This is a genomic window from Parvibaculum sp. MBR-TMA-1.3b-4.2, assembly GCF_053628815.1.
The window spans coordinates 852,061-870,188 of the sequence record NZ_JBRJHC010000001.1 but is presented as its reverse complement, the minus strand read 5'-3'; the positions used below and the strand labels follow the sequence as shown (position 1 = coordinate 870,188).

17 protein-coding genes are annotated in these 18,128 nt (G+C 62.3%); 10 read left to right on the top strand and 7 right to left on the bottom strand.

From position 1 onward, the window contains the following. Positions 1 to 137 precede the first annotated feature (137 nt). On the top strand, positions 138 to 1,640 hold the full coding sequence (locus tag ACSSVQ_RS04320) for a flavin-containing monooxygenase (protein WP_454184645.1): 1,503 nt from the start codon (positions 138 to 140) through the stop codon (positions 1,638 to 1,640). Between the two features lie 60 nt (positions 1,641 to 1,700). Here ACSSVQ_RS04320 and ACSSVQ_RS04315 read toward each other — a convergent pair whose 3' ends face one another. Further along, positions 1,701 to 2,063: a hypothetical protein gene (locus ACSSVQ_RS04315; protein ID WP_454180981.1), complete on the bottom strand. Its 363-nt coding sequence runs from the start codon at positions 2,061 to 2,063 to the stop codon at positions 1,701 to 1,703. Between the two features lie 174 nt (positions 2,064 to 2,237). Here ACSSVQ_RS04315 and ACSSVQ_RS04310 point away from each other — a divergent pair, with 174 nt between their 5' ends. Next, positions 2,238 to 3,584, top strand: a complete 1,347-nt coding sequence (locus tag ACSSVQ_RS04310; protein WP_454180980.1) for a PQQ-dependent sugar dehydrogenase — start codon at positions 2,238 to 2,240, stop codon at positions 3,582 to 3,584. A 3-nt stretch (positions 3,585 to 3,587) separates the two neighbouring features. Here ACSSVQ_RS04310 and ACSSVQ_RS04305 read toward each other — a convergent pair whose 3' ends face one another. After that, positions 3,588 to 4,574 (bottom strand): amidohydrolase family protein, encoded by a 987-nt coding sequence (locus tag ACSSVQ_RS04305; protein ID WP_454180979.1) that lies wholly within the window; start codon positions 4,572 to 4,574, stop codon positions 3,588 to 3,590. 26 nt (positions 4,575 to 4,600) lie between these two features. Then, complete coding sequence (locus ACSSVQ_RS04300; RefSeq protein ID WP_454180978.1) at positions 4,601 to 5,800, bottom strand: cytochrome P450; 1,200 nt, start codon at positions 5,798 to 5,800, stop codon at positions 4,601 to 4,603. Between the two features lie 257 nt (positions 5,801 to 6,057). Here ACSSVQ_RS04300 and dusA point away from each other — a divergent pair, with 257 nt between their 5' ends. The 3 genes from dusA to ACSSVQ_RS04285 all read left to right on the top strand — a co-directional run bounded on the left by dusA (position 6,058) and on the right by ACSSVQ_RS04285 (position 8,639). Continuing rightward, on the top strand, positions 6,058 to 7,068 hold the full coding sequence (gene dusA, locus ACSSVQ_RS04295) for a tRNA dihydrouridine(20/20a) synthase DusA (protein WP_454180977.1): 1,011 nt from the start codon (positions 6,058 to 6,060) through the stop codon (positions 7,066 to 7,068). Between the two features lie 3 nt (positions 7,069 to 7,071). Next, positions 7,072 to 7,917 carry a sulfite exporter TauE/SafE family protein gene (locus tag ACSSVQ_RS04290; RefSeq protein ID WP_293329349.1) on the top strand — a complete coding sequence of 282 codons (846 nt, stop codon included), beginning with the start codon at positions 7,072 to 7,074 and terminating at the stop codon, positions 7,915 to 7,917. Positions 7,918 to 7,994: 77 nt separating this feature from the next. Beyond that, the gene (locus ACSSVQ_RS04285; RefSeq protein WP_454180976.1) at positions 7,995 to 8,639 is read left to right on the top strand and encodes a hypothetical protein; all 645 of its coding nucleotides are present in this window, start codon (positions 7,995 to 7,997) and stop codon (positions 8,637 to 8,639) included. 8 nt (positions 8,640 to 8,647) lie between these two features. Here ACSSVQ_RS04285 and ACSSVQ_RS04280 read toward each other — a convergent pair whose 3' ends face one another. The 3 genes from ACSSVQ_RS04280 to ACSSVQ_RS04270 all read right to left on the bottom strand — a co-directional run bounded on the left by ACSSVQ_RS04280 (position 8,648) and on the right by ACSSVQ_RS04270 (position 11,393). Continuing rightward, a complete protein-coding gene (locus ACSSVQ_RS04280) occupies positions 8,648 to 9,064 on the bottom strand; it encodes a PaaI family thioesterase (RefSeq protein WP_454180975.1) in 417 nt (138 codons plus the stop codon). A gap of 27 nt (positions 9,065 to 9,091) precedes the next feature. Beyond that, entirely contained in the window at positions 9,092 to 10,591 is a 1,500-nt protein-coding gene (locus tag ACSSVQ_RS04275; RefSeq protein ID WP_454180974.1) for a phosphomannomutase/phosphoglucomutase, read from the bottom strand. A 103-nt stretch (positions 10,592 to 10,694) separates the two neighbouring features. Next, on the bottom strand, positions 10,695 to 11,393 hold the full coding sequence (locus tag ACSSVQ_RS04270) for a retropepsin-like aspartic protease family protein (RefSeq protein WP_454180973.1): 699 nt from the start codon (positions 11,391 to 11,393) through the stop codon (positions 10,695 to 10,697). Between the two features lie 220 nt (positions 11,394 to 11,613). On the opposite strand from ACSSVQ_RS04270, the gene cobA reads away from it, so the two are divergent. Then, on the top strand, positions 11,614 to 12,462 hold the full coding sequence (cobA, locus tag ACSSVQ_RS04265) for a uroporphyrinogen-III C-methyltransferase (protein WP_454180972.1): 849 nt from the start codon (positions 11,614 to 11,616) through the stop codon (positions 12,460 to 12,462). On the opposite strand, the gene ACSSVQ_RS04260 is transcribed toward cobA, so the two are convergent. After that, positions 12,459 to 12,701, bottom strand: a complete 243-nt coding sequence (locus ACSSVQ_RS04260) for a DUF1289 domain-containing protein (RefSeq protein WP_454180971.1) — start codon at positions 12,699 to 12,701, stop codon at positions 12,459 to 12,461. The two genes, cobA and ACSSVQ_RS04260, sit on opposite strands and share 4 nt — an antisense overlap. Before the next feature lie 105 nt (positions 12,702 to 12,806). Here ACSSVQ_RS04260 and ACSSVQ_RS04255 point away from each other — a divergent pair, with 105 nt between their 5' ends. The 4 genes from ACSSVQ_RS04255 (at position 12,807) to ACSSVQ_RS04240 (ending at position 18,082) form a co-directional block, all read left to right on the top strand. Further along, a complete protein-coding gene (locus ACSSVQ_RS04255) occupies positions 12,807 to 13,817 on the top strand; it encodes a nicotinate-nucleotide--dimethylbenzimidazole phosphoribosyltransferase (protein WP_454180970.1) in 1,011 nt (336 codons plus the stop codon). Positions 13,818 to 13,934: 117 nt separating this feature from the next. Next, the gene (locus ACSSVQ_RS04250) at positions 13,935 to 15,167 is read left to right on the top strand and encodes an imelysin family protein (RefSeq protein ID WP_454180969.1); all 1,233 of its coding nucleotides are present in this window, start codon (positions 13,935 to 13,937) and stop codon (positions 15,165 to 15,167) included. Between the two features lie 44 nt (positions 15,168 to 15,211). Next, the gene (locus ACSSVQ_RS04245) at positions 15,212 to 16,657 is read left to right on the top strand and encodes a di-heme oxidoreductase family protein (RefSeq protein ID WP_454180968.1); all 1,446 of its coding nucleotides are present in this window, start codon (positions 15,212 to 15,214) and stop codon (positions 16,655 to 16,657) included. Positions 16,658 to 16,894: 237 nt separating this feature from the next. Beyond that, positions 16,895 to 18,082 (top strand): acyl-CoA dehydrogenase family protein, encoded by a 1,188-nt coding sequence (locus tag ACSSVQ_RS04240; RefSeq protein ID WP_339613957.1) that lies wholly within the window; start codon positions 16,895 to 16,897, stop codon positions 18,080 to 18,082. The last annotated feature ends 46 nt before the right edge of the window (positions 18,083 to 18,128 follow it).

The following is an 18,128-nucleotide window of genomic DNA, read 5'->3' as shown; positions in this document are numbered from 1 at the left end:
GGTTGGCCGGCAGCAGCTGCCCCTCGCATTGCGAGGGGCAGTTTTTTTATGCTAGCCAATAGGGTAATCACCCTAGCCGCTGTGTGCGGCGCGGGAGGAAAACAACCGGATTTCTGGAGGAGAAACCGTTGAACCAGATGGTCGATGGAACGGGGATCGATACCGCCAAGGTCAGGGAAGAGGGCCTGAGCGTTGCTATTCTGGGAGCGGGCGCCGGCGGTTTGTGCATGGCGATCCGCCTGCAGCAGGCCGGCATCACGAATTTCACGATATACGAAAAAGCCGACCGTGTGGGCGGCACCTGGCGCGACAACACCTATCCGGGCGCAGGCTGCGACGTTCCCTCCATGCTCTATTCCTATTCTTTCGAGCCCAAACTCGACTGGAGCCGCCGTTTCGCCGCCCAGCCCGAGATCGAGGAATATTTCGAGCATGTCGCCCGCAAATATCGTCTCTACCCGCATATCCAGTTCGACAGCGAAGTCCATGCGGCGCGCTTCGACGAGGCGACCGGTCTCTGGCACCTGGAGATGAAGGACGGCCGAGAGGTCACCGCCAATATCGTTGTCTCCGGCGTGGGCCAGCTCAACCGGCCTTTCACCCCCGATATTCCCGGTCTGGAGAGTTTCGAGGGTATCAGGTTCCATTCCGCGCGCTGGGAGCATGAACACGACCTGACCGGCAAGACCGTCGCCGTGATCGGCAATGGCGCCAGCGCCATTCAGTTCGTGCCCGAGATCGCGAAGGTGGTGAAGGACATGACCATCTTCCAGCGCACGCCCAACTGGGTCGTGCCCAAGGCGGATCGTCCCTACAAGGAATGGGAAAAGAAGCTGTTTCGCGCCTTCCCCTTTGTGGCGCGCCTCCAGCGCTGGCTGATCTGGATGACGCTGGAGCGCAATTTCCTCGCCTTCACGCAAGGAAGTTTTTTCGGAAAGCTCTTCGAGAAGGCGTCGAAAAAGGCATTGGAAGACGCCATTGCCGATCCGGACCTGCGCCGCAAGCTGACGCCCGACTATCCGGCAGGCTGCAAGCGCATCCTTCTTTCCAATGACTGGTTCCCCGCGCTTGCCCGTCCCAATGTCCATGTGGACGATCACGGCGTCGACCGCATCACCAGGGAAGGCGTCGTGACGAAGGACGGTATCGAGCACAAGGTCGATGCCATCGTTTTCGCGACCGGTTTCGAGGCGACCCGCTTCCTCGCGCCGATGGATGTTGCCGGCCGTGGGGGGCTCGACCTCAACGACGCATGGGCGAAAGGCGCGGAGGCCCATCGCGGCGTGGCGCTGGCAGGCTTCCCCAATTTCTTCATGCTCTACGGACCGAACACCAATCTCGGCCACAACTCGATCATCTTCATGATCGAGTGTCAGGTGAATTACATCCTGCAATGCATCGAAGCGGTGAAGGCCTCGCATGCGCGCTACATCGACGTGAAACCGGAAGCCATGGCCGAGTTCAACAGCGAGCTGCAGCACGACATGCAGAAAACGGTTTGGGCCGCGGGCTGCTCGTCCTGGTACAAGACCGAAGACGGCAAGGTGACCAATAACTGGTCGAGCTTCACCGCCCGCTACTGGTGGGAGATGCGCCAGCCCGATTTCGAGGAATACTCGCTGGCAGGCGCCAACACCTGACGCGACCGGACAAGATGAGATGCAAGGGGCGGGCGACGCGGTCGTCCGCCCTTTTTGCGCTCAGCGCCGCCGTCGTTGCGTGAGATCGCCCGTGATGGCGAGATAGACCAGCATCGCCACTGCCGCATAGACCGCATTCAGCAACAGCACGTTGAACCAGGGGGCGCCCACGCCCAGTACCAGTTTCGCGTTGAGCGAGGGAATGCCTGTCAGCGCAATCGCCGCGACCACGACGCCGAGTGTCGGTTTCATTGCGCGGAAGATGAACGGCAGGAGCGCCGCCACGATGCAGGCCACGACATAGCGCCCCGGTATCAGCATCAGCTCCCATTTCGCCGGACCGCCGATCAGCATGGCGGCGAGCGCATTGACGATCGTGCCGGCAAATCCTGCGACGAGAACGGCGAAAACGGTTCGTATCATTGTGATGTTCCTCATGCGGCCAGAGCGCGCAGCCTAAAGGCAGCGTGGCCGTCCTCCAAACACATGTTCGTGATGTGAATACCCGCATGACCGGGGAAGACAATCCGGTCATGTCTGTTATCCTCTCCATCCAGGAACCGGCTTCTGACGAGCCGGGCAAGGGAAGAGGGCGCTATGTCGGGCAAAGCCGTGAAGTGGCTGTTGGGAATTCTCGTCGTGCTGGTATTGGCAGGCGGGGCGTTTCTGAAATTCATCGTTTATCCGGAGAGCGCAACTCTCACCGTGGCGGAGGGCACCGGTCCCTCGCCCGAATTGCCCGCGCCCAAAAAGACCGTCATGCCCACCGTCAACATCGCCTCGGCCGTGGGCTGGCCCGAGGGGCAGAAGCCGACGGCGGCGGAAGGGCTCAAGGTCAATGCCTTTGCCAGCGGCCTCAAGCATCCGCGCTGGCTCTACAAGCTGCCCAATGGCGACATTCTCGTCGCTGAAACGGCAGGGCCGAAGAAAGCCGGAGACGGCGGTTTCCGGGGCTGGGTGGCGGAGCAGATCCAGTCCGCCGCGGGGGCCATCGTGGAAAGCGCGGACCGCATCACGCTTCTGCGCGATACCGATGGCGACGGCGTGGCGGATGTGAAGACCGCTTTCCTCACCGGCCTTCATTCGCCCTTCGGCATGGCGCTGGTGGGTAATGACCTCTATGTCGCCAATGCCGACAGTCTCTGGCGCTTCCCCTATGAGGAAGGCGAAACCGAGATCGCCGCCAGTGGTGAGAAGGTGGTGGACCTGCCGGCGGGCATCAATCATCACTGGACGAAGAACGTCATTGCGAGCCCGGACGGGACGAAGCTCTACATCACGGTCGGCTCCAACTCCAATGTCGGCGAAAACGGCATGGAGGCGGAGAAGAACCGCGCCGCCATCTGGGAGATGGACCGCGCGACCGGCAAGACACGCATCTATGCGAGCGGCCTGCGCAATCCCAACGGCCTGGCCTTCGAGCCAGATACCGGCAAGCTTTGGACGGCGGTAAACGAGCGCGACGAAATCGGCAGCGACCTCGTGCCCGACTACATCACATCGGTGAAGGAGGGCGGCTTTTACGGTTGGCCCTACAGCTATTACGGCCAGCATGTCGATGAGCGCGTGCAGCCGCAAAAGCCGGAGCTCGTGGCAAAGGCCATCGTGCCGGACTACGCGCTGGGCCCGCACACCGCCTCGCTCGGTATCGCCTTTTCCTATGATGCGAAACTGCCCGAGGGCTGGAACCATGGCCTCTTCGTTGGCCAGCACGGCTCCTGGAACCGCCGTCCCAAGAGCGGCTACAAGGTCATCTATGTGCCGTTCGAAAACGGCATGCCGTCTGGCAATCCCAAAGACGTGCTGACGGGTTTCCTCAACAAGGATGACGAGGCGCAAGGCCGTCCGGTCGATGTGCTTGTCGACGGGGCAGGCGACCTTCTGGTGACGGACGATGTCGGCAACACCGTCTGGCGGGTGAGCGGCGGCGGCCCGAATAGCTGATCGTCAGGTTTTTCGCATCAGGCGCGGGAAGATGCGTTCGGCATTTTCCCGCGCGATTGTGCGCGCATCGCTTTCACTGAGGCCGGGCATCGTATCGAGCATCGAGATGTTCCGTTCGACGCCGAATTCCGGCGTGAAGGGCCAGTCGCTCCCGAACAGGATCTGCGTCACCGGTGCGATGCGGCGCAATCCCTCAAAGGGCACGGGATGCGCGGAGAGCGCAACGTCGTAGTAGAGCGATTTCAGCGTCTCGAAGACTTCTTCCTCGCTGAGAGGTCGCGGTTCGATGAAAGGCACATTCGCGAAAATGGCGATCCGGGCAATGAGCGAGGGCAGCGCCGCGCCGCCATGCGGGACGATCACCTTGATGTGGGGCCGTGCCTGCAGCGTGCGCGAATAGAGCAGATCGACAATCGCCCGCGTTGTGTCGAGCGGGAATTCCAGAAGCGGCGCAGGCCGCCCGAGCGCCACGGCCTCGAAACAGGCCGGACTTGTCGGATGCAGGAAGAGCGTCGCCTCGCGCCGGTTGAGTTCGTCGAAGACCGGCGCGAAACGCGGCGAGCCAAGATACTCGCCGTTGATATTGGTCTCGAGAATGATCCCGTCCGCACCCAGCGTTTCGAAGGCGTAGTCTATCTCCTTCAGAGAGGCCGCCACATCCGGCAGGGGCAGGCTTGCAAAGAAGCCGAAGCGGTCCGGATGGTTGCGAAGAAGCGCGGCGCCTTCCTCGTTCACCTCGCGGCAGAGGCCGGTTCGTTCTTCTTCGGGCAGGAAATGGGTGGAAGGCGAGGAGAGCGAGATCATCGCCGTCGCGATCCCCTGACGGTCCATCACCGCAAGCGCTTCCGCCTCGCTCCATTGCGGCACCGGCATGCCGCCATCGAGATGCGTCATCCCCGCCTTGGTCAGCGCTTGTGCATAGCACTCGGGGAGGAAATGCGCGTGCACGTCGATCCGGCCTCCACAGGCGCAGGTTTCATTCTGTGTCATGAGACAGAGGTTCCTTTTGCGGAAGATCAGTCCGGATGAAACCGGGCGGGTAGCTTCTCGAAGCCCTGCAGAACATTATTGCGTAAGTAAACCGGTTTGCCCGCCTCGATACGCGATACACGGCGCACGAGGCTCGTCAGCAGAATTTCCATTTCCAACCGCGCAAGGTGCATACCGACGCAAGTATGCGCCCCGTGGCCCCAGCCAACATGATCGCGTGGGTTGCGACGAATATCGAAGTCTTGCGGCCGGGCATAATGACGTTCGTCGTGGTTGGCTGAAGCAAAGAGTATCAATACGCGGGAACCGGCCGGAACGGTCTGCTCGCCGATGTCCACATTCTCGGCGGCATGGCGCGTAAAGCCCCGAATGGGTGAGGCAAGACGGACCGTTTCATTGACCACGCCGGGGATCAGCTCCGGTTCGGCGCGAAGCGCCTCGTAGGTCTCGGGTCTGTTTGCGAGAAGCCAGACCATGTGTCCGGTCGCAAGGATAGTCGTATCAAGCGCCGGAGCCACATAGTCGATGACCATCGCGTTGGCTTCCGCCCGGGAGAGTTGACCTTGTTCGGCCGCCGCGAAAAGGCGATCTGCCCATCCATCCGGCGTCACATCCTCGCGGCGTAGTGCGCGGACATATTTACCGAGATCGAGCAGTGCGGGCATCGATCTCAGGCCCCGCAGATTCATGACGCCAAGAGCGTTGAAGGTTGAGGCGGCCCAACTCAGCATGCGCTCGCGTCCGAAGGCATTAAGGCCCACCAGTTCGGCCACTACGGTCACCGGCAGGTGCGCGGCGAAATCGCCTATCGCATCGAATTGTTCGCCGGCCGCGAGCTCGTTCACCAGCCGGTCGGCTATTTCCTCGAGACGGGGACGCAGCTCATTCAACGGGCCCGGCATGACGGGTTGCATTAGGACTTTCCGTCGTCGTGTATGCGTGTCGCCGTCGCTCGTCAGCGTGATGGGAGGGGCCTGCCGGTTGACCGGATTGTTGGCCGCGACCCCCTTGCCGCTGAGAAGACGATCATCCGCGCGCAATGCATCGCGGACATCTTCATATCGTCCGACCGCCCAGAGACGCCGCCGGGGCATCCAAACCGCTGAACCGAGATTGCGGATTTTCTCGTAGGCGGGATAGGGGTCCCGCAAGGCAGCCGAACCGTAAAGGTCGCCCCAGTAGGTTGCGCGCATCTCAATTTCCCTCATTTCGGACAGGCCGCTCATCCGGCCTTTCAGCTCCGTGGGGGATAAAATGGCGATAAATCCGATGACCTTCAGTCAAAAGAGAAACGGCACGGCGCTTTTGATTGGCACTTCCCTAAAAGCTTTTCATTTATAGACCGCGTTCTAGTTTTGCCGAGTGGTCTCTTGGGAGGCGTTCTCGTCCTGTAATCGGTGCGCGCCCTTGCCTTGCGTCCGCTACGGTCAGGGGCTACCTAGGTCAAGCTATTGACCGAGCTTTTGACTTCACGGACGAGCGAATGCCCGAGCGGCTGATCAGCGTGGCCCCGATGATGGACTGGACGGACCGGCATGACCGGTTCTTCCTGCGCCTCATCACGCGTCATGCGCTGCTCTATACGGAGATGGTGACGACCGGCGCCGTCATTCACGGCGACCGTCAGCGCCTGCTCGGCTATGACAATGCGGAGCATCCCGTCGCCGTCCAGCTCGGCGGTTCCGAACCGGCAGAACTCGCCGAAGCCGCTCGCATTGCCGAGGGCTTCGGCTATGACGAGATCAACCTCAATGTGGGCTGCCCGTCCGACCGTGTCCAGTCCGGCCGCTTCGGGGCCTGCCTGATGCAGGAACCCGGCCTCGTCGCGGCTTGCGTCGAAGCGATGGGGAAGGCGGTTAGCGTCCCCGTCACGGTGAAGTGCCGTATCGGCGTGGATGAGCAGGACCCGGAAGACGTGCTGCCGACCATGGCGCGCGCCGTGCGCGAAGCGGGCTGTAACACGCTCATCGTTCATGCGCGCAAGGCCTGGCTGAAAGGTCTTTCCCCGAAAGAAAACCGAGACGTGCCGCCGCTCGATTATCCGCTGGTCTATCGCCTGAAGCGCGATATGGCCGATATGGAAATCATCATCAATGGCGGCGTCCCCGATCTTGATGCCTGCGCCGATCATCTGGCGCATGTCGATGGCGTGATGCTGGGCCGCGCCGCCTATCAGACGCCCTACGTTCTGGCCGAGGCGGACCGGCGCTTCTACGACCCCGCCGCCGAAATTCCGACCCGCGCCGAGATACTCGAACGCTTTATCCCCTATGTGGAGCGCGAGCTCGCGGCGGGCACGCATCTCCACGCCATGACGCGCCATATTCTCGGCCTCTACCAGGGCCGACCCGGCGCGCGCGCCTTCCGCCGTCACATCTCGGAAAACGCCCCGCGCTCCGATGCGGGCATCGAGGTGCTGCGCGAGGCGCTGGCCTGCGTCGAACGCGGCGCGCCTTCCGCTCTTTCTTCTTCTCTCGAAACTCTGGACGCCTGACAAATGGATCTTACCGGCTCGCTGGGGGCTTACCCCACCCACGAACTCATTGCGCTCGCCATCGGTCTCATCGGAACGGGGCTTGTCGCGGGGCTCATCGCGGGCCTTCTGGGCGTCGGCGGCGGCATCGTCATCGTGCCGGTGCTGTATCAGGTCTTCACCGTGCTCGACATCGACCCGTCGATCCGCATGCATCTGGCGGTCGGCACCTCGCTCGGCACCATCATCCTGACCTCGATACGCTCGGTGCGTGCGCACTCGAAAAGAGGCGCCGTCGATTTCGAATTGCTCCGGCGCTGGGCGCTGCCGGTTCTCATCGGTGTTGCTGTCGGCACGACCTTCGCCGCCAGCGTGAACGGCGATATCCTGACGACGGTCTTCGCTTCCGTCGCGCTCCTCGTCGCCTTCAATCTCGCTTTCGGCAAGGAGAGCTGGCGTCTGGGCAGCGAGCTTCCGTCGAAGCCCTGGCAATACGGCATCGCTTCGGTCATCGGCGGGCTTTCCGCCATGATGGGCATTGGCGGCGGTACGTTCGGCGTTACCTATATGACGCTCTTCGGCCGCAACCCGCGAGAGGCGGTGGCGACCTCATCCGGCCTCGGCTTGCTGATCTCGGTGCCGGGCGTGGTGGGCTTCATCATTTCCGGCTGGAACGAGCCCCTTTTGCCGCCGTTCAGTCTCGGCTTCGTCAACCTTGTGGGCATGGCGCTCATTGCGCCGCTCACCGTGCTGGCCGCGCCATGGGGCGCGAACCTCGCGCACCGGATCAGTCACAAGGCGCTGCTGCGCGCTTTCGCGCTCTTCCTCGTGATTTCGTCCCTGCACATGTTCTTCCGGCTTTACGGCTGAGGCCGGACGCGCCTCGACAAGACCTCGCAAGAAATATAAATTTTATCTTAGAGCGCGAGGGCTTCTGCGAGGGGAAAATGAAATACGCGGGCGTAATTGGAATTGTTGCATGTCTGATGATTTCAGCATGCATTCCGCGGGTCGACGTTGCAGAGGAGAAGGCCGAGTACGACTCTTTGCAGCCGACTGTTTCCTCTTATGAGGAAATGAATTTCGAACCCATTTCTCTATCCAGCGATAAGGATTTTGAGATCACGTCTGCAAGCCCTGTCTTTGATTTCGGGCAGCAGGATGGGCTCAGTCATTACAAAGCTTTCGAGTTGCCAAATACGGACATTTCGTACCGGGTCCTCATCAAAAGCTATCAGTACGCGGTCCAGTGTCTCTTTTGCGGAAGTGCGTATTTCTTTCAGACTGTGAAGTTGCTCGATGAAACCAAGAAGCCGGTTCCGGTCATGCGTCCCGAGCAAGCGGTGTTCAAGCTAGGCGGTAGCTATCGCCGCGAAATAGCGTTCGTAATTAAGCCCGAAGACCATGCACATTATCTCGTTGTACACACAACGAAGCAGTTCGTGGACGCTGGGGATACACATGTGCAACCGGCTCCCGACTTGTTTATCGCCGGTCCTCTTCCGATGATGATCCCTATGGGGAATATGCAGACTTCTGCAAAAGGGCTCCCGATCGGAGAACTGGAAATCGATTTGCAGCCAGTTGATTAGTGGCAACCTCAAGCGCCGATGATCGCCCAGTTGCCATGGGCGGTCATGATGCGTTTGTCATCGGCGAAGATTTCCGAGCGCAGGAAACAGACCGCGCGGCCTTTCTTCACCATCTCGGCCCGGCCCTCGATCCACTGACCGGCCCTGGCCGATGAAATGAACTCCGTGGTGAGCGAGATGGTCGCGCAGGGCGCGCCGCCGATTGCGTGAAAGACGAGACTGCCCATCATCGTGTCGGCCAGCGTCGTCGCCATGCCGCCATGAAGCATCCCGTAAGGATTGCAGTGCTTCGTTTCCGCGCGAAATCCCCACACGGCGTGCATGTCGTCCGTATCGTCGCGTTGCCAGAGCGGCCCGACCAGCCCCTCGAATCCGTCCGCCATCGACGCATCGATGAGGCGAAACCCTTCCGGTGCGTCGCTCATGGCTTGTCTCCCCCGCGAGTCTTCTTCCTAGATTTTCTGGTCGTATTCGCCCACTTCCGGCTGCGCGGACAGGCGCTTGTCGATCTCGTGGAACATGTCGCGCATGTTTTTCTCCGAGGTCGGGCTTTCGACCACGACCACCAGACCCGGCTTGTTGGACGAGGCGCGCACAAGCCCCCATGTGCCGTCATCCACGGTCACACGCACACCGTTGACCGTCACGAGATCGCGAATGTTCTGCCCGATCAGCTTTTCGCCGTTCTCCCGCATGCCGGCAAAGGCCTTCACCATGCGGTCCACGACCTGATACTTCACCTCGTCGGGGCAGTGCGGCGACATGGTGGGCGAGCCCCATGTCATGGGCAGCGCCTCGCGCAGATCCGACATGGTCTTGTCCGGGTTGCGGTCCAGCATGTCGCAAATGGCGATGGCGGAAACGAGCCCGTCGTCATAACCGCGCCCGATCGGTGCGTTGAAGAAATAGTGGCCGGACTTCTCGAAGCCCACCAGCGCGTTGATCTCGTTCGCGCGGCGCTTGATATAGGAATGCCCCGTCTTCCAGTAATCCGTCGTGGCGCCATTGCCCTGCAGGATCGGGTCGGTGAGGAAGAGGCCCGTCGATTTCACATCGACGACGAATTTGGCGTTCTCGAACCGGGCCGAAAGATCGCGCGCCAGCATGACGCCCACCTTGTCGGCAAAGATTTCCTCACCCGTATTGTCGACGACGCCGCAGCGGTCGCCGTCGCCATCGAAGGCGAGGCCGACATCCGCGCCCGTTTCCAGCACCTTGTCGCGCAGTGCATGGAGCATTTCCATGTCTTCCGGGTTCGGATTGTAATTCGGGAATGTGAAGTCGAGTTCGCAGTCGAGCTGGATTACCTCCGCGCCGATGCCCTCCAGCACCTGCGGCGCAAAGGCGCCCGCCGTGCCGTTGCCGCAGGCCGCTACGACTTTGAGAGGCTTCTTCAGCTTGTCGCGGTCGGTGAGGTCTTTGATATAGCGCTCCGCCATGTCGGGGACATAGATGTAACGTCCGCCGTCGCGCGCCTTGCCCTGGCCCTCGAGCACGATGCGTTTCAGATGCGCCATCTCGTCCGGCCCGAAGGTGAGCGGGCGTTGAGCGCCCATCTTCACGCCCGTCCAGCCATTTTCATTATGGCTCGCCGTAACCATGGCAACGGCGGGCACATCGAGATCGAATTGCGAAAAATAGGCGACCGGCGACAGAGCAAGCCCGATGTCATGGACTTCGCAACCGGAGCCCATCAGCCCGATGATGAGCGCCTGCTTGATGGAGGCGGAGTAGGAGCGGAAATCATGCCCCACGGCGATGGCGGGTTTGACGCCCATTTCGTGCAGCACGGTGCCGAGCCCGAAGCCAAGCGCCTGAACGCCCATCAGGTTGATCTGTTCGGGGAAGAGCCACCTGGCGTCATATTCGCGAAACCCAGCGGGGGCGACCAGCGGAAGGTTTTCGAATTCCGGCGTATTGGGTTTCAGGTCGTCGCGGGGGATAGGCAGCATTCGCAGTTACCTCGGCATTTGAATCGCGGATCGGACGAACGGGATCATCGCCCGATCGGGCTTCAATGCAATGTTAGTTTGGTGAGAATAGGGCGAGAAGGGTTCATTCCCGAAGGATTAGACGGTCTCCGCTGACTTCGACGCTTCTGAGCCGTCCGAGGAAACTCATCCCCAGCAGCGAGCCGGGCAGGGTGTCGGTGCGCATCACCGAGGCGTCCACGTCGCGCAGCACGATATCTCCGATGGAAACTTCGTCGAGCCGAATCCGGGCCGCCATGATCCGGCCATTGGCGGTGTCATAGGCGGTGGTATAGCTCAAACGGTTGAGATCTATCCCTGCGCGCTGCGCATCTTCCCGGGTCAGGGCCACATCCGTCGCGCCGGTATCCACCAGGAAATGAACATGGGTCCCGTTGACCATCGCATCGGCGCTGAAATGGCCGTTGAGGCTGCGGCTGAGATAGGCGACCCCCGGTTCGGTCTGCACCGGCGCGGAGGGGATGAGCGCGCTTTTCGTGCGCTGCATGAGCCCCCCAAGCTCGGAGCGGTAGCTATAGCTCACCACAAGCATCAGCGTGATCGCGATCCAGGTCAGCGCCTGCTTGACGGCAAGCCCCGGATTGCCGCGAAAGCCCAGGATTGCGCTGCCGAGGATGGCGACGATCAGCACCATGCCGTAGGTAAGCCTGATCTGCGCGTTCTGGCTCGACAGGGCGCCCGGAAAGCGGTTGTTGAGAAACAGCACCAGCGCCACCAGTCCCAGCAGCGTCAGTCCCGCATATGCCCATCTGTTGCTTTTCATGAGCGCCATCCTATCCGCTCGATTGTGACCATGTCGTAACCGCGCCGCCCGAAATTCGACAGATCCGAATTCAACACGATTCTAATGCGGGGCCGCTTGAAGGCGGGGGGACAAGTTTATATTTACATGTTATAGTCGAGTTGAATTTATTACCACGACAATGTGATGTGAAATGACCGAGCGCAAGATCGTACCGCTGAGAGGGGGGCAGGAGGGCAGCATGGCTGCTAATGCCGCCTCGCATCTTGCGCTGCCCGAGCTGGAAGCCGGCTGGGTCTGGCTGGTGGGCGCAGGCCCCGGCGATCCCGGCCTTCTCACGCTTCATGCCCTGAATGCGCTGCGCCAGGCCGATCATGTGGTCTATGACGCGTTGGTGGACGAAACCGTTCTCGAATTCGCCAATCCCCGCGCCACGCTGGAATATGCCGGCAAGCGTGGCGGCAAGCCGAGCCCGAAACAGCGGGACATCTCCTCGCGTCTTGTGGAACTGGCCCGGGCGGGCAAGCGCGTCCTGCGTCTTAAAGGCGGCGATCCCTTCGTCTTCGGCCGCGGCGGAGAAGAAGCGCTGGCGCTGGTCGAGGCCGGTATTCCCTTCCGCATCGTGCCCGGCGTCACCGCCGGGATCGGCGGTCTGGGTTATGCGGGCATTCCTGTCACGCATCGCGACGTCAACCACGCCGTCACCTTCGTCACCGGCCATATGGCGGGCGGCGACGTGCCGGAGAATCTGGACTGGGCGGCCATCGCCAAGGGCTCGCCCGTCATCGTCCTCTACATGGCGCTGAAACATCTGCCTGCGATTACCGAAACGCTCATCGCCAATGGCCGGTCGGGCGCGGAGCCCGTCGCGCTGGTGCGCAATGCGTCGCTCAAAGACCAGACCGTGCTCGAAACCACGCTCGCCACGGCAGCCGCGGATGTGGAGCGCGAAGGCTTCACCGCGCCTGCCATCATCGTCATCGGCGATGTGGTGCGTCTGCGCGAAGGGCTGGACTGGCTGGGCGCGCTGGAAGGACGCATCCTCAATCCCGATCCGCTGGGCCATCGCCGTCAGCAGGATGCGGGCTAGCTCTGGCGAAGGGCTCTGTCGATTTGCCTGAGGGCCGCTTCCGGTTCGGCTGCCTTTTTGCCGAGTGTCTCGAGGCGGTCGGGCAATTGCCGCAAGACCGCCTCGCGCTCGGCATCGCTCATGCCGCCCCAGCCGGCGATTTCCCCCAGCGTCCGTGCACAGCCCGTGCAAAGTCCGCTGCGGCCGTCCACGGCGCAGATCGAAATGCAGGGGGTCCTGATCGGGGCTGAAAAACTCATTCCGGGTCGCCTGTTCGCTGAATACCTGTTTTGTGTCGTGGCGCGCGGCGGAGTATAGGACACAGCATCCCCGCTCGCGCAAATCCCACTCGACGAGGCCCATTGATGAATCCCGCCGCTTCCGGCCTGCCCTTCGACGACATCCGCAATCTGCTCGGCAATCCGCCCCCCATGGAGGCCGAGGCTGTCGATCTCGCGCGCCGGCGCCTGGCGGCGCTGGCGCTGGGCGAAGGCGGGCTCGGCCGCCTCGGTGACCTCGCAGTCTGGCTTGCCGGCTGGCAGGCGGCGGAGGAGCCGCAGCTTCGCCGTCCGCTGATCGCGATCTTCGCGGGCTCTCATGGCGTGGCGGCCAGGGGAGCGAGCGACTTCGCGTCCGGCGCGACCCAGGCCATGATGGAAGTCGTCGCGGGCGGCGGCGCGGCGGTGAACCAGATCGCCCTGCAATATGATGCGGGCCTCAAAGTGTTCGATCTCGCGCTCGACTTGCCGACCCCCGACATCACGCAAGCCGATGCGCTGGAAGAAGACGCCTGCGCCGCCACCATGGCGTTCGGCATGGAAGCGATCGCGGGCGGAACGGATCTTCTTTGCGTCGGCGCGCTGGGCGTGGGCGGGCGCGTCCCCGCCGCCGCCATCGCTGCGAAGCTTGCAGGCGGCAACGGACGCGACTGGATCGACGGGGAAGGGGCGCTTGCTGCCCGCCGGATCGCACTGGTCGATGCCGTGCTGGCGCATCACGCCGCCATTCTGTCCGATCCGCTGGAGGTGTTGCGGCGCATGGGCGGGCGCGAACTCGCCGCCATCGCGGGCGCGATCATCGCCTCGCGTTATCAGCGCATCCCAGTCTTGCTGGACGGTTTCGTCTCCGGCGTGGCGGCGCTGGTGCTGGAACGCCTCGCCCCGGGAATGACCGATCACTGCCTCGCCGCCTCCGCGAGCGCCACGCCTGCCCATGACCGTCTCCTCGCGGAGCTGGGCAAGGAGCCGCTTTCCCGTACCGGCATCACGCTGGACGACGGCACGGCAGCGGCCTCGGGCATAGGGCTATTGCGCTCGGCGGCGGCGATCCTCAACGGCATGGCCGAGGCCGAGCAGGCCGGTATCGCGGCGACCTGACTTGAGAGCGGTTCGCATTTTCCCTTGACCCCCGATCCTGCGTCTAATAATCACTCGCAATAAGAGCGGTGACGATAGCCGCATATGGGTAGTAGGCAAAAGGGAAGGGCCGTTTTCATGTCCACCAGCATCAAAAGCCGTCGCGGCGTTATCGCTCTCTCGCTCCTGCTGGCGGGCGGCACAATCGCCCTCCCGGCCCAGTCGGTGCTTGCGTCCGGTGCGGGGGCCATCCCGGCGCAGTTTGCGATGGATGGCGGCAGTTCCTACGGCGCGACCCTTGAAATTCTCGGCTATGCCCGCCTCGTCGAAGCCTCTTATCAGCGCTCTTACGAAGACGCGAAGAAGATGCGCGGCGTCATCAACGAGTTCCTCGACAAGCCGACGGAAGAAAACCTCACCCGTGCCCGCAAGGCCTGGATCGATGCCCGTCCCGCCTATCTCGTGACCGAGGCCTTCCGCTTCTATGAGGGCCCCATCGACTTCGCGGACGAGGAAACGGGCGAAGAGGGCCCGGAGGCGCATATCAATGCCTGGCCGCTCAACGAGGCGTATATCGACTATGTGAAGGGCGATGCGGATGCGGGCATCATCCACGACACCTCGATCCCGATTAACGACAAGACGATCCTCGGCCACGACCAGACCGAGGACGAGGCCGATGTGACCACCGGTTGGCATGCCATCGAGTTCCTGCTCTGGGGACAGGATTTCAACGATGACGGTCCCGGCGCGCGTCCGGCGAGCGATTACACGCCCGGCGACAAGTTCAATGACCGCCGCCGTCTCTATCTCAAGACCGTGACGCAGATGCTGGTGAAGGATCTGTCCTGGCTCGCCATGAGCTGGAACATGGACAACCCCAATGCCTATGCGACGGACTTCCTGAAGTTGCCGCAAAAGGAAGCGCTGGGCCGCATCCTCACGGGCATGGCGACGCTCTCCGGTTTCGAAATGGCGTCTGAGCGCATGGCTGTCGCGCTCGATTCCGGCGATCAGGAAGACGAGCATTCCTGCTTCTCCGACAACACAAACAACGACTTCATTTACGACCAGAAGGGCATCGCCAATATCTGGTTCGGCGAAATGGGCGATAAGGAGTTCGCGGGCATTCAGGACCTCGTGGCCCGCGTCGACCCCGATCTCGAAAAGAAGGTGACGGCGCAGATCGAGAAGACGACAAAGGCGATTGCCGTCATGCCGCATCCGATCGATCAGGTGCTCGCAAGCCCCAAGGGCAGCGATGGCCGGGTAAAGATGGAGCAGGCCGTCACCGATCTGGTGGAGCAGGGCAAAATGCTCGTTGAAGTCGGCAAGGCGCTTGGCGTGAAGATCGTCGTCGCAACCGAATAGTCGAAGGCCGCCATCGTCAAGGTGGCAAAACGGGAAAGCATGTTGTGAAAGCGACGTTGGAGCGAAGAGTTGCACTGATCGGCGGTGTTACGGCCGCCAGCCTGATCCTCGTCGGTGCGGTTCTCGCTGTGTCCGTCTCGGGCCATGGGCTCGAGACGGCCGCCGCGGCGGAGCCGGCTGTAAAGCACGTCGAAATGCCGTCGCCCGATGCGCTGCCGGGGGCCGCCTTGTCCACGCGGCTGACCAACAGCAATGCGTTCGCTCAAAGTGCGCCGGGGCTCACCTTTCAGCAGCGCCGGGATTTCTTTTTCGGCAACCGCCTCTTCAACACCAACTGGGCCGTCGCGCCGGGGTCGGTGACGAAGTTCGACGGGCTGGGCCCGACGTTCAACCGCGTTTCCTGTTCCGGCTGCCACACGCGGGACGGGCGGGGGCGTCCGCCGCTCAATGACGAGAAACACCTCGATTCCATGCTGATCCGTATTTCGGACGGGCAGGGCAATCCGCTGCCCCAGTATGGCGATCAGTTCAACGACCGCGCCAATCATGGCATTCCGGCGGAAGGCCGCGTCGCGTTTCACTGGGAAACGCAAAAGGGCGAATATGCCGACGGCACGCCCTACAGTTTGACGAAACCCGTCTTCGAACTGACCGACCTGAATTTCGGTCCGCTGGGCGACGACGTCCGCATCTCGCCGCGCGTGGCCTCCGAAGTCTATGGCGTGGGCCTTCTCGAGGCCGTGCCCGAAAAGGAAATTCTCGCCTGGGCCGATCCGGACGATAGCGACGGCGACGGCATATCCGGCCGGGCGAATTATCAGCCCGACCCCGAAACCGGGAAAATGCTGATCGGCCGTTTCGGCTGGAAGGCGAACCAGCCCACGCTGCGCGCGCAGAATTCCGGCGCGGCGGCGGGCGATATCGGCATCACCAGCCCCGTGCATCCCGACGAGAATTGTCCCCCCGCGCAGACCGCCTGCGCCGACGCGCCGACAGGCGACCATCCGGACCTCTCGGAAGAATTCCTCCGGAAGCTGACGCATTACACGCGCGTCCTTGCCGTGCCGGTGCGGCGCAAGCCGAAGGCGCCCGAGGTGATGAAGGGCAGCAGGATTTTCGCAGACATCGGCTGCGCGGCCTGCCATCGCCCCTCCATGACCACCGGCAAGAATACGGCGCTGGACGTTCTCAATGACCAGACCTTCCACGCCTATACCGACCTGCTGCTGCACGATATGGGTCCGGAACTGGCCGACAACCGGCCCGATGTGAAGGCGACGGGAACCGAATGGCGGACGCCGCCGCTCTGGGGCCTCGGCCTCGTGCCGGTGGTGAACGGACATCTCAGGCTGCTCCATGACGGCCGGGCCGATGGCTTTGCCGAGGCGATCCTCTGGCATGGCGGTGAAGCCGAGGCATCGAAAGAACGGTTCCGCAGCCTGTCGGAGGCGGATCGCGAGGCGCTGATCGCCTTCCTGAAATCGATCTAGCGCGGCCCCGGCGACGGCCCGGACTGTCCATCCCTGTTCGAGGCTTGTTCATCTATGGGCGGCGGCGCGTCATTCCCCGCTCTTGCAACGGGAGGCGTTGGCTCTATTATCCTCGCCAAAAACGAGAGGCTTTCGCCGACCCGCGACTATGGGGTGGCAGCCGTTCTCAAAGATGGCATCAAGGGCTCCGGCTCTGCCGAAAGGCGGAGAGCTGAGGGCCTTGCGGAGGTTAGTCCTATGGATATGAGTTTCAGCCCCGACGAACTCGCATTTCGCGACGAAGTGCGCGAATTCATCGCCAACAACTACCCGGCGGAGCTTCGGAAGAAGACGCGGGGCGAGATGACCAAGGATGAGATCCTCACCTGGCACCGCATTCTCCACAAAAAGGGCTGGGTTGCGCCGCACTGGCCGGTGGAATATGGCGGCGCGGGGTGGGACATCACCCAGCGCTATATCTGGAACGAGGAAAATGCGCGCGCCGAGACGCAGGCCCTGCTTCCCTTCGGCCTCTCCATGGTTGGCCCGGTGATCTACACCTTCGGCAATGAAGAGCAGAAGAAGCGCTTCCTGCCGCGCATCCTGTCGGCCGAGGATTGGTGGTGCCAGGGCTATTCCGAGCCCGGCTCCGGCTCCGACCTCGCCAGCCTGCGCACCCGCGCCGTGCGCGAGGGCGACCACTACATCGTCAACGGCTCCAAGACCTGGACGACGCTCGCCCAGTTTGCAGACTGGATGTTCTGCCTGGTTCGTACCGATCCGGATGCGAAGAAGCAGGAAGGTATTTCGTTCCTGCTGATCGACATGAAGACGCCCGGCATCACCGTGCGTCCGATCATCACAATGGACGGCGCCCATGAGGTGAACGAAGTCTTCCTCGAAGACGTCAAGGTGCCCGCCGAAAACCTGATCGGCGAAGAGAACAAGGGCTGGACCTACGCCAAGTTCCTGCTGGGTAACGAGCGCTCCGGCATTGCCGGTGTCGCGCGCTCCAAGAAGGCCATCGAGCGCCTGCGCGAGATCGCCCGCTCGGAACTGGTGGATGGCCGCCCGCTTCTGGACACTGAGGATTTCCGCAGCAAGATTTCCGAACTGGAGATCGACCTGTCGGCCCTTGAAGTGACGGAACTGCGCACGCTGGCTGCCGAGAGCAAGGGGCAGGGCCCCGGGCCGGAAGCCTCGATCCTCAAGATCAAGGGCACGGAAGTGCAGCAGCGCATCACCGAACTCACCATGGAAGCGGTGGGCAATTATGCGATGGTCTATGCGCCGCGGCGCGAGGCAACCGGCAACGAATATGTGCCGGGCCCCGACTACGCGGCCGGCCGTTCGCAGGAATATTTCAACATGCGCAAGACCTCCATCTATGGTGGGTCGAACGAAATCCAGCATGAAATCATTGCCAAGGCGGTGCTCGGGCTCTAGAGCGCTGGCAGCGGAACAATCAACAAAGAGAAAAAGCAGGGGAAGA

What these genes read in the sequence shown, in the direction of transcription:
- ACSSVQ_RS04260 (WP_454180971.1), bottom strand. Translation starts at nt 12,701, where the DNA reads ATGAGTTTTTCAGCCCCGATCAGGACCCCCTGCATTTCGATCTGCGCC.
- ACSSVQ_RS04315 (WP_454180981.1), bottom strand. Translation starts at nt 2,063, where the DNA reads ATGATACGAACCGTTTTCGCCGTTCTCGTCGCAGGATTTGCCGGCACG.
- ACSSVQ_RS04290 (WP_293329349.1), top strand. Translation starts at nt 7,072, where the DNA reads ATGGATCTTACCGGCTCGCTGGGGGCTTACCCCACCCACGAACTCATT.
- ACSSVQ_RS04270 (WP_454180973.1), bottom strand. Translation starts at nt 11,393, where the DNA reads ATGAAAAGCAACAGATGGGCATATGCGGGACTGACGCTGCTGGGACTG.
- ACSSVQ_RS04280 (WP_454180975.1), bottom strand. Translation starts at nt 9,064, where the DNA reads ATGAGCGACGCACCGGAAGGGTTTCGCCTCATCGATGCGTCGATGGCG.
- ACSSVQ_RS04320 (WP_454184645.1), top strand. Translation starts at nt 138, where the DNA reads ATGGTCGATGGAACGGGGATCGATACCGCCAAGGTCAGGGAAGAGGGC.
- cobA (WP_454180972.1), top strand. Translation starts at nt 11,614, where the DNA reads ATGGCTGCTAATGCCGCCTCGCATCTTGCGCTGCCCGAGCTGGAAGCC.
- ACSSVQ_RS04285 (WP_454180976.1), top strand. Translation starts at nt 7,995, where the DNA reads ATGAAATACGCGGGCGTAATTGGAATTGTTGCATGTCTGATGATTTCA.
- ACSSVQ_RS04275 (WP_454180974.1), bottom strand. Translation starts at nt 10,591, where the DNA reads ATGCTGCCTATCCCCCGCGACGACCTGAAACCCAATACGCCGGAATTC.
- ACSSVQ_RS04250 (WP_454180969.1), top strand. Translation starts at nt 13,935, where the DNA reads ATGTCCACCAGCATCAAAAGCCGTCGCGGCGTTATCGCTCTCTCGCTC.
- ACSSVQ_RS04300 (WP_454180978.1), bottom strand. Translation starts at nt 5,800, where the DNA reads ATGAGCGGCCTGTCCGAAATGAGGGAAATTGAGATGCGCGCAACCTAC.
- ACSSVQ_RS04305 (WP_454180979.1), bottom strand. Translation starts at nt 4,574, where the DNA reads ATGACACAGAATGAAACCTGCGCCTGTGGAGGCCGGATCGACGTGCAC.
- dusA (WP_454180977.1), top strand. Translation starts at nt 6,058, where the DNA reads ATGCCCGAGCGGCTGATCAGCGTGGCCCCGATGATGGACTGGACGGAC.
- ACSSVQ_RS04255 (WP_454180970.1), top strand. Translation starts at nt 12,807, where the DNA reads ATGAATCCCGCCGCTTCCGGCCTGCCCTTCGACGACATCCGCAATCTG.
- ACSSVQ_RS04240 (WP_339613957.1), top strand. Translation starts at nt 16,895, where the DNA reads ATGGATATGAGTTTCAGCCCCGACGAACTCGCATTTCGCGACGAAGTG.
- ACSSVQ_RS04310 (WP_454180980.1), top strand. Translation starts at nt 2,238, where the DNA reads ATGTCGGGCAAAGCCGTGAAGTGGCTGTTGGGAATTCTCGTCGTGCTG.